The organism is Intrasporangium sp. (genome assembly GCF_039812505.1).
Classification (GTDB): domain Bacteria; phylum Actinomycetota; class Actinomycetes; order Actinomycetales; family Dermatophilaceae; genus Intrasporangium_A.
Map to the genome: position 1 here is coordinate 1 of NZ_JBDIAQ010000145.1, position 8,726 is coordinate 8,726.

The following is an 8,726-nucleotide window of genomic DNA, read 5'->3' on the forward strand; positions in this document are numbered from 1 at the left end:
GTGCCCGTGGAAGTCGTGCACCTGGGCGTGGAAGGCACCGTCGGCGTCGTGGTCGAGGTCGACCAGCGCCACGTAGCCGCCGGGGACCAGCAGCCGCGCGCACACGCCGATCACCGCGGCGACGTCGCCCATGTGGTGCAGCGTGAGCAGCCCGAGGACGAGGTCGAACCGTTCGTCCGGCACGGGGTCGTGCTCGATGTCGTAGCGCCGCACCTCCCACCCGTCGTAGCGGGCGTCCGCGAGCGCCTCGCGGGCCGCCTCGAGCATGCCCGGCGCGACGTCGGTGACCACGACACGACCGATGTCCTCGGCGAGCGCGCGTGCCAACAGGCCCGTCCCGCCACCGATCTCGAGCGCGCGCATGTCCGGGCGCAGCGGCACGGCCCGTCGGATCACCTCGGCCACCGACCGGGCCCGATCAGCATGTCCTGGCTTCTGGTCCCAGGTCGGGGCCTCCTCGCTGAAGCGGTCCACGGCGATCTCCTTCGTGTGCAAGGTCTTTCAGGTGACTTTCAGGCTAGCCGTGATCGGTCGTCCCAGAGCCGGTCGCCGCGGCCCAGGGCACCGCTGGTATCGCCGAGGACGCGCTCGCGGAACGTGCGGGTCGCGGCATACGCCGCGGTGAGTCGTCCCCAGTCCTCGCCCATCGGGTTCTCGGGGGTCTGGTCGGCCGTCGAGGCGTAGCCTCCAGCGAGATGTTGAGATCGACGCGAACGCGGGTCATCTCGGGTCTCCTTCGTGGGCCGGGGTGGCCCTGGCGTCACCTTGCCAGTGACCTCGGACGGGGGCCCACCACATTCTCGGGCCGTATGCCGCTCGGCTGGGCCAAGCTCGTCGGTGAGGTCAGCCTCCGGCCAGGCGGTCCACGAGGGTCCGGAGTCGGCGCAGCATCGTGGCCGACGGGACGACGCGACCCGAGCGGTAGGTCGACAGGCGGGTCCGGGACGTACCGACCCGTGATGCCAGCTCGGTCATGGACAGTCCGGACCGGGCGACGAGGTCGGCAACCTCGGCGGCGACCGCGGCCCGCTCGGCGCGCTCGGCCTCGCCGCGGGCGCGGGCGACCGCTCGCACCAGCAACGGCCCGACGCCGTAGGGCGACTCGTAGGACAGGTAGTCCTCCACCTGGCGTGCGACCGGCCCCCACGGGTCGGCGTCGATCGCGCGCGTCAGCCGGAGCCAGTCACCGATCGTCCCTCGTTCGATGACGGTCACGATGGCCTCGTAGGGCCACGACTCGACGGGCGCTGCGGGATCGACGTCGACGTTGCGGAAGGCGACCGTCATGCCCCCGCCTCCAATGCGTCGACGATCGCGTCGGCGAGCTCCTGGCAGGCGCCGACCACCGCACCCCAGTCGTGCCACCGTTGGACCAGCCCCTTGTAGGAGCTGAGCTGGCGGGTCACCCGCACGTCCCGGGGCGCCGGCTCGGACAGCCGCTGGAGCAGGGCCGTCAGCACCGAGTCGGCGACCCCGGACCGGTCCTGGTAGTAGTCGTCGATGCGGGACAGGACCTCGACCGATCGAGGCGTGCCGAGCCGGTCGGCGAGGGTCACGGTGTCGAGGTAGTCCCGCACCTGGTTGCGTTGGACCACGAGGTAGGCCTTGACCCGCAGGCACTCCGGCAGCGTCGGGACGCGCAGGACCCGCCCCGCCACGTCGACCTCCTCGACCTCGAGAGGGCGTCCCCGCCGGAGCTGGCGCAGCCCGGCCTCGATACCGTCGAGCGACCCCAGCAGGGTGAGCGGCGGCGAACTTGCGCGGACGCTCGTGGCCCAGCCCTCGGTCGACTCGACCGCCTCGAGGACCTCGCCATAACGTTCGGCGAGGTCGGCGACCACGTGGTCGTGGTCGTGGGACTGTCGGTGGTGCGCATGCCACGCCGCTGCCGTACCGCCGACGAGGACGGCGTCCGGGACGACCTGCTGAAGGCGTGCCGCGGAGGCCAACACCTCAGCGAGCCCACTCGACGTCACCCAACCACCGTATCACTTGTGATACACCTGTGTTGATGAGCCTGGTCCTGGCAGGCCTCGTGGCACCGTCCGTCGGCACGAACCAGGTGCCCTGTATGGCACCCGGGCAGCCCTGGGTTCGGCCGAGGCAGAGTCGAGCTCAGTCAGCGCAGTCGACCGCGACGGCGAGCGCGGCGCAGATCTGGCGCATCCTCACCTCGGCGAGCCGTCCCAGACGCTGCACGAGGACGCCGATCGAGACGCTCTCGACCGAGTCGAGGTTGACGGCCGAGCGGAGTGGGACCGGGTCGTCGCCGGGTTCGAGCACGACCTCGCTCGCAAGTCCCCGGATCGTGGTCGTGCAGGGGGCGACGAGGGCTCGGCCGTGGCGTGGAATTGCCGCATCGCGGGACAGGACCACGACCGGGCGGCGGCCGACCTGCTCCAGCTCGCACCACCACACCTCGCCGCGGGCGGGGACGTCCGTCATGAGGCCGAGGCGGCCTGCCGGAAGGAGGCCAGGTCGCCCCACTCGTCCGGCTCGTCCAGCGGGTGCGCGTCATAGGCAGCGTAGCTCGCGTCCACCTCTGCCGCACGGTGCTTCGCCAGCAGAGCGGCGAGCGCTTCGTCCACGAGGGCGGCGTCCGTCGCGCCGGACCGAACCTTGCGGGCGCTGCTGAGCAGCTCGGCATCGACGGTCGTACTCAGGCGTATGCGAGGCATGCCATCATCATGCCACTGCTCGGCTTCCGACCCGTCGTCCTCGAGCTCGTCCAGCGACTTGCCAGGGAGAGCGCCTGCCTTTCCTGAGCGGCGGGATTGGGCCCTATGGGGTGAGGATGGCGTCGATCATCGCCTCGGCGATGGCCGCGAACAACGCCTCCTGGGAACGGGGTTCGCCGGTCGCTGAGGTCAGCGCCGACCAGAGCAACGGCGTCGTGGCGGGGCCGGCGAGCGGGAACGGGTTGGTGGCCAGGGTCGTCGCCGGGGCGAACAGGGTGGCGAGGCCGGTGAGCAGAGCGAACAGCTCGAGCTTGGCCGCCGTCGTCGTCTCGACCGGCTCGACGATCCGCAGGTAGGTCTCGAACAGCCCGGACCCCTCCGGCCCGAGGACGCGGGGGCCGCGAGCGGCGTCGGCCAGCCAGGGATGCCGGCGGTAGACCTCACTCTGCGCGACGGCGAGCGCGAGCAGCCGCCGACGCCAGGGACCCCGGCGGTGCGGCAAGCGGACCTCGCGCACCACATGGTCGACCATCAGGTCGATCAGCTCGTCCCGGGTCTCGACGTAGCGGTAGAGCCCCGGGGAGCTGGCACCGACGTGCGCCGCGACGGCGCGCATGGTGACCGCATCGAGCCCGCCGTCATCGGCCAGCTCCACTCCGGCCGCGGCGAGCTGGTCGAGGTCGAGCGACCGGGCCGGGCCACGCCGGCCGCGCACAGCGCGCGTCCACACGGTGTCGGGCGGCGGGGTTGTCACGATGACACCCTACGGAGCGTCGACGCCCCCGACGAGCCGGCTACTGCGTGGGCGACGCCCCGACGAGTCAGCCCTGCCGCGCGAGCCGGCGAGTCGTCGCGGGCACGAACACGAGCAGGAGCAGCACCGACCAGCCGACCGTGGCGAGGATCGGGTGCGCGAGCGGCCACGGCCCGTCGGGCAGGGCGCCGGAGCCGAACTGGACCCGGAGTGCGGACACGACCGCGCTGAACGGGTTCAATTCCGCGATGGCGCGCGCCACGCCCGGCATGGTCTCGACGGGGACCATCGCGTTGGAGAAGAGCACCCCGCCGAGGATGAGCGAGGCCAGCTGCTGGATGACCTGCTCGTCCCTGATGACGAGGCCGAGCTGGATACCCAACCAGGTCAGGGCGAAGCCGAACAGGACGAGCAGGCCCAGCCCGCCGAGGGCCGACACCACACCGGCATGCCAGCGCCACCCGGTCAGCGTCCCGACACCCAGCATAACCGCGTAGAGGATGACCGAGGCCAGCAACTGCACGAGCGCGGCCCCGAGCAGGACGGCCAGGCGGCTTACCGGCATCGTGAGTGTCCGAGGGGTCATGCCCCTGCGCAGGTCGCGGGCCGTGTCGCCGGCGACGATGACCAGGCTCGTCCCAGCGGTCAGCACGAGGGCGCCGGCGATGAGGCTGTCGCGGTAGGCCGCGATGTCGGCACCGGCGATGGCCCCGCCGAAGACGTAGCCGAACATCAGCACCAGGCTCACCGGCCCGAGCAGCGAGTCGGCGACCAGCGCCGGGTTCCGGCGCAGGACGAGCAGGTGCCGGCGCATGACCGCGGCCACCTGGGCGGTGAAGGCCGCGTCCTGACCGTCGCCGGCGAGTAGGACGTCCAGGGTGCTGCGTGCGACGGTCGTGTCAGTCATCGTGTTCTCCCATCAGTGCGAGATAGGCCTCGTCGAGCGTCGGCTCGTGCAGACCGATGTCGTGCACGGTGAGACCGGAGTCGTCGAGGGCGTCGAGAACGGTCGGCAGGGTGAGGGCATCGTCGACCACCCGGGCGGTGAAGCGGGTGCCCTCGCCGGGCGTCTCGTCCGCCTCGGCGCCCGGCTCGTCCACCTCGCTGATCCCGGTCGGCCCAAGCGCCGCACGGACTCGCTCCAGCCCGGCCCCGACACCGCGCAGCTCGAGGCGGCGGCCGATGCGTCGCTTCAGGCGCGTCGGGCTCTCGTCGGCGACGACCCGGCCCCGGCGCAGCACGACCGCGTGGTCGGCGAGGTGGTCGGCCTCGTCGAGGTACTGGGTCGTCAGCAGGACGCTCGTGCCCGACCGCGCGAGGGCCGCGACGTTGCGCCAGATCGTCGCGCGGCTCTCCGGGTCGAGACCGGTGGTCGGCTCGTCGAGGACGAGCAGCCGCGGCCGGCGGATCAGGCTGGCCGCGAGGTCGAGCCGGCGGCGCATGCCACCGCTCCACGTCGACACGGGCCGGTCGGCGGCATCGGTCAGGTCGTAGCCCTCGAGCAGTGCCGTACTCGTGTGCCGCGCCTCGGCCGTCGTCAGCCCCCAGAGCCGGGCGAGCACGGAGAGGTTCTCCCGGCCGCTGAGCCGGTCGTCGAGGGTCGAGTCCTGGGCGGTCACGGCGATCGAACGTCGGACCTGCGTGGGGTGTCCGACCACGTCGAGGCCGGCCACCTCCGCGTGCCCGGCTGTGGGACGAGTCTGGGTCGCGAGGATCCGCACCAGCGTCGTCTTGCCCGACCCGTTGTGGCCGAGCAGGCAGGTGACCGATCCGGCGGCGACGTGCAGGTCCACGCCGTCGAGGGCCCGCACCTGCGCGTCGCCCCGCCCGAACACCTTCGTCAGGCCCTCGGCCCGGACCACGGTCTCCGACATCGCCGCCTCCTCTGCAAACATTGTTCACGGTAAAAATATCACAACCACTGTTTGCAGTTATCGACAGAACCCGTGCCGTATGCCGCCGGGCCGGCCCCGCGCGCCCGTCGCCGGCGCGCGGGGCGGGCTGGGCGGCATACAAAACGGGTTGTCATCGTGTCGTGACGACTTGGCTGTCGCCCGCTTATGCTGTACAAAAGTACATGTACAAACGTACAACTACCTGCGGAGTGACATGCCAACCCAGTCGGGCCGGTCGGACGCTTTGGCCGACGACGCCCCCGGGCGTCGGGACCCCGAGGCCACCCAACGCGCGATCATCGCCGCGGCCTGTGCCATCCTCGTCGAGCAGGGGGCCTCGGCGCTGACCCACCGCGCGGTCGCCGCGAGGGCGGGGGTCGCGGTGGGTTCGACCACCCGCTACTTCGACTCGATAGAGGATCTGCGCGCCAGTGCCCTGCGCGCCCTGGCCGACGAGCTGGCCCAGGGTCTTGCGGAGATCGAGGAGGGTCTGGCCGAGGGTGGGGACCTTGTCAAGACGCTGACGTCGATGATGGGGGAGTTCCTCAGTGACGAGCACCAGGTGCGCGCGACCATTGCGTTGATCGGCGCCGCCACCGACGATCCCGAGCTGCGCGAGGTGGCCGTGGGCTGGAGCGATGGCCTGGGGGCGATCCTGTCGACGCACGTCGGACGCGGGCCGGCGGCGGCGCTGGTGGTGTACCTCGACGGGGCGACCGTGCACACGGCGTTGCGCGGGACACCTCCAGAGGAGGCCACCCTTCACAGCGTGGTCGAGGCGGTCCTGACCATGCCCGGGGCGGATTGACGATGACCGGCATACCTGGACCCGAGCTCTCGCGCGGGCGCCGCTGGGCGGCCCTGGCCGTGCTGACTGCCAGCCTGCTGGTCATCACGATGGACATGACCATCCTCAACATCGCACTGCCGGACATGGCCGCCGACCTGCATCCCACGTCGGACCAGCAGCTGTGGATCATCGACGTCTACTCCCTCGTGCTGGCGGGACTGCTGGTCTCGTGGGCGGCCATCGGGGACCGGTGGGGCCGCAAGCGGATGCTGATGCTCGGCTACCTGATATTCGCCGTGGCCTCCGTCCTGGTCCTGTTCGCCGACAGCGCGGGGATGGTGATCGCGATCCGGGCTTTCCTCGGTGTCGGCGGGGCCATGATCATGCCGACCACGCTGTCGCTGATCCGAGTCATCTTCACCGATGCTGGAGAACGCGCCGCGGCCCTGGGCGTCTGGGCTGCGGTCTCGGGGCTCGGTGCCGCAGTCGGTCCGCTGGTCGGCGGCCTGCTGCTGGAGCACTTCTCGTGGCACGCCGCGTTTCTGATCAACGTGCCCCTCATGCTGGTCGCGATCATCGCCGGCATCTGGCTGCTGCCCGAGTCCCGGGTCTCCGACCCGGGCCGCTGGGACGCCTTGGGGGCCGCGCTGTCCCTGGTCGGGATGGTCGCGCTGGTGTGGTCCATCAAGCAGTTCGGCAAGTATGCCGCCCTCGACCTGCCCGAGGCATGGATGGCCCTGGGCGTCGCGGCGGCCACCCTGGCGTGGTTCGCCGTGCGTTGCCTGCGCAGCGACAAGCCCTTGCTGGACCTCGGGCTGTTCGAGAACAGGCGGTTCTCGGCCGGGATCATCGCGGCGCTGGGGTCCACGTTCTCCCTGATCGCGGTGCTGCTGCTGGTCGTGCAGTGGCTCCAGCTCGTCGACGGCGCCACCGCCCTCGAGGCAGGTGTGCGGCTGATCCCGATCGCACTGGCCAGTGCCGCCGCGTCCATGTTGGCCCCGCCCTTGAGCGGGTTGCTCGGCGCCCGAGCCGTGCTCGCAGGAGGTCTGGTGTTCTCGGCTGCCGGGATGCTGCTCATCGGGCTGTCCCGTCAGGAGCTCGACCTCACCATCGTGCTCGTCTCGCTGGTGCTCGTCGGCGCGGGCACCGGGTCGCTTGCCATCGGGTCGGCCCTGATCATGTCCGGCTCACCCGAGGAGAAGGCGGGCAACGCCGGCGCACTCGAGGAGACGTCATACGAGCTGGGCGGAACCCTGGGCGTGGCGGTGCTGGGCAGCATCTCCGCCCTGATCTACCGATCGCGGCTGGTCGCGGACGAGCACTTCCAAGCCCTGCAGCAGGTGGAGCCGGAGCTCGCCGGACAGGTCAAGGAGTCCCTCGGCGCTGCGGTGTCGATCGCCGACGGGCTCGGCCAGCCGGAGCTGGCGGCCAAGGCGGGCGATGCGTTCACTCGTTCCCTCGAGGTGACCGGCCTCGTCGGTGGAGCCCTGATGCTCCTGGTCGCGGTGCTGGTCTTCGCCATGGTCCCCAAGGGCACCAGCGTCGCGCACTAGACCATGGCTGGGCCAGCCATCCCAGCCGCAGGCGCAGTCGACAAGCTCCCTGCGGCTCAGGCGCTCGGCGGCGCGAAGAACTCGATCGCGATGCCGTCCGGGTCCTTGCACGTGGCGACGTTGGCCGGCTCAGGGCTGATCGGGCTGTGCGCCACGCCCGACTCCTCGAGCCGGTCGAGCCACGCCTGCACCTCCGCCCGGTCCGTGCACGCGATCGAGAGATGGTCGATCCCGACCCGCGTCTCATCGAAGCGGTCACCCGCCGGTGTGCGCTCGTGTGCCTGCAGGCCGAGCACGACACCCGGCCCGCCCAACATGAGGGTGCGTCGCCAGCCGGGCCCGCTCATGTCCCGACCCCGCGTCATCCCCAGGGCCCGCTCGTACCAGGCCGTGCTTGCAGCGAGGTCGGTCACGGTCAGGGTCACATGGCTGAAGGAGTCAACAGTTGGCACATCTGCAATTCTCCCACCGGGGCACAAGCCACCCCGTCAGGCATGCCTGTCTGGCATGACCCCCACCCCACCGAGTCCGCGCCGCTCGGACATCCAGGGGCTGCGTGCCGTCGCGGTCGTCGGGGGTTGTGAAGCGTTCCGGTTGTCATGACGACAACAACGCTTCACAACCCCCGGGTGCCCGGTGGCCAGATGCTCCTTGGCCTGCTCGTTGAGGTAGCCAAACTGGACGTCCCGGTCCGGGTGCTGCCCGCCCTCGATCGTCTTGGCGTTGCACTGCAGCGAGAACCCTTGGGCGCGCAGCAGCTTGGCGACCGTGTCGGGTCCGGCCCGATGTCCCTGCCGGGATCGGACTGGAGATCACGCTAGCCGGAAAGGAAGCGGTACCACCCAGTCAAGCGGGCTCAGCCACTCACAGGCACCTCAGGAGCGCCCCACATGCCGACAGTGCTACTGACACGGATCCAAGGAGCAGGTATGGACCGAACCATCGACAGCACCACTGTGCACTTCGTCGAACACGGTTCCGGGACGGCCGTTGTCGGGCTGCAAGCACTGACGACGTGGTCACGCTCCTGGGCGAGTTCATCACCCGGCGTGCCGC

At 70.9% G+C, this 8,726-nt stretch carries 12 protein-coding genes and 1 pseudogene; 2 read left to right on the forward strand and 11 right to left on the reverse strand.

The features are described 5' to 3' along the window. The 9 genes from WMI84_RS14905 to WMI84_RS14945 all read right to left on the reverse strand — a co-directional run. On the reverse strand, positions 1-474 hold a 474-nt coding region (locus WMI84_RS14905), incomplete at its 3' end, for a class I SAM-dependent methyltransferase (protein ID WP_347354512.1). A 38-nt stretch (positions 475-512) separates the two neighbouring features. Continuing rightward, on the reverse strand, positions 513-647 hold the full coding sequence (locus WMI84_RS14910; protein WP_347354513.1) for a hypothetical protein: 135 nt from the start codon (positions 645-647) through the stop codon (positions 513-515). A 196-nt stretch (positions 648-843) separates the two neighbouring features. Next, positions 844-1,287, reverse strand: a complete 444-nt coding sequence (locus WMI84_RS14915; protein WP_347354514.1) for a helix-turn-helix transcriptional regulator — start codon at positions 1,285-1,287, stop codon at positions 844-846. Beyond that, positions 1,284-1,976 (reverse strand): hypothetical protein, encoded by a 693-nt coding sequence (locus WMI84_RS14920; RefSeq protein WP_347354515.1) that lies wholly within the window; start codon positions 1,974-1,976, stop codon positions 1,284-1,286. Before WMI84_RS14920 ends, WMI84_RS14915 begins: the two co-directional genes overlap by 4 nt. A gap of 139 nt (positions 1,977-2,115) precedes the next feature. Continuing rightward, positions 2,116-2,445, reverse strand: a complete 330-nt coding sequence (locus WMI84_RS14925; RefSeq protein WP_347354516.1) for a type II toxin-antitoxin system PemK/MazF family toxin — start codon at positions 2,443-2,445, stop codon at positions 2,116-2,118. Continuing rightward, positions 2,442-2,678 carry an antitoxin MazE5 gene (locus tag WMI84_RS14930; RefSeq protein ID WP_347354517.1) on the reverse strand — a complete coding sequence of 79 codons (237 nt, stop codon included), beginning with the start codon at positions 2,676-2,678 and terminating at the stop codon, positions 2,442-2,444. Before WMI84_RS14930 ends, WMI84_RS14925 begins: the two co-directional genes overlap by 4 nt. 103 nt (positions 2,679-2,781) lie before the next feature. Then, the gene (locus WMI84_RS14935; RefSeq protein WP_347354518.1) at positions 2,782-3,432 is read right to left on the reverse strand and encodes a TetR/AcrR family transcriptional regulator; all 651 of its coding nucleotides are present in this window, start codon (positions 3,430-3,432) and stop codon (positions 2,782-2,784) included. 67 nt (positions 3,433-3,499) lie between these two features. Next, on the reverse strand, positions 3,500-4,339 hold the full coding sequence (locus tag WMI84_RS14940) for an ABC transporter permease (RefSeq protein ID WP_347354520.1): 840 nt from the start codon (positions 4,337-4,339) through the stop codon (positions 3,500-3,502). Next, a complete protein-coding gene (locus WMI84_RS14945; RefSeq protein ID WP_347354522.1) occupies positions 4,332-5,306 on the reverse strand; it encodes an ATP-binding cassette domain-containing protein in 975 nt (324 codons plus the stop codon). The genes WMI84_RS14940 and WMI84_RS14945 overlap by 8 nt, the downstream gene beginning before the upstream one ends. 235 nt (positions 5,307-5,541) lie before the next feature. Between WMI84_RS14945 and WMI84_RS14950 the strand changes: the two genes are divergently transcribed. Both WMI84_RS14950 and WMI84_RS14955 read left to right on the forward strand, forming a co-directional pair. After that, the gene (locus WMI84_RS14950) at positions 5,542-6,135 is read left to right on the forward strand and encodes a TetR family transcriptional regulator (protein WP_347354524.1); all 594 of its coding nucleotides are present in this window, start codon (positions 5,542-5,544) and stop codon (positions 6,133-6,135) included. A 2-nt stretch (positions 6,136-6,137) separates the two neighbouring features. Then, positions 6,138-7,670 carry an MFS transporter gene (locus tag WMI84_RS14955; protein WP_347354526.1) on the forward strand — a complete coding sequence of 511 codons (1,533 nt, stop codon included), beginning with the start codon at positions 6,138-6,140 and terminating at the stop codon, positions 7,668-7,670. A gap of 56 nt (positions 7,671-7,726) precedes the next feature. Here WMI84_RS14955 and WMI84_RS14960 read toward each other — a convergent pair whose 3' ends face one another. Further along, on the reverse strand, positions 7,727-8,122 hold the full coding sequence (locus WMI84_RS14960) for a VOC family protein (RefSeq protein ID WP_347354528.1): 396 nt from the start codon (positions 8,120-8,122) through the stop codon (positions 7,727-7,729). A gap of 174 nt (positions 8,123-8,296) precedes the next feature. Further along, positions 8,297-8,470: pseudogene (locus WMI84_RS14965) on the reverse strand (ISAzo13 family transposase); the annotation flags it as partial. Positions 8,471-8,726 lie beyond the last annotated feature (256 nt).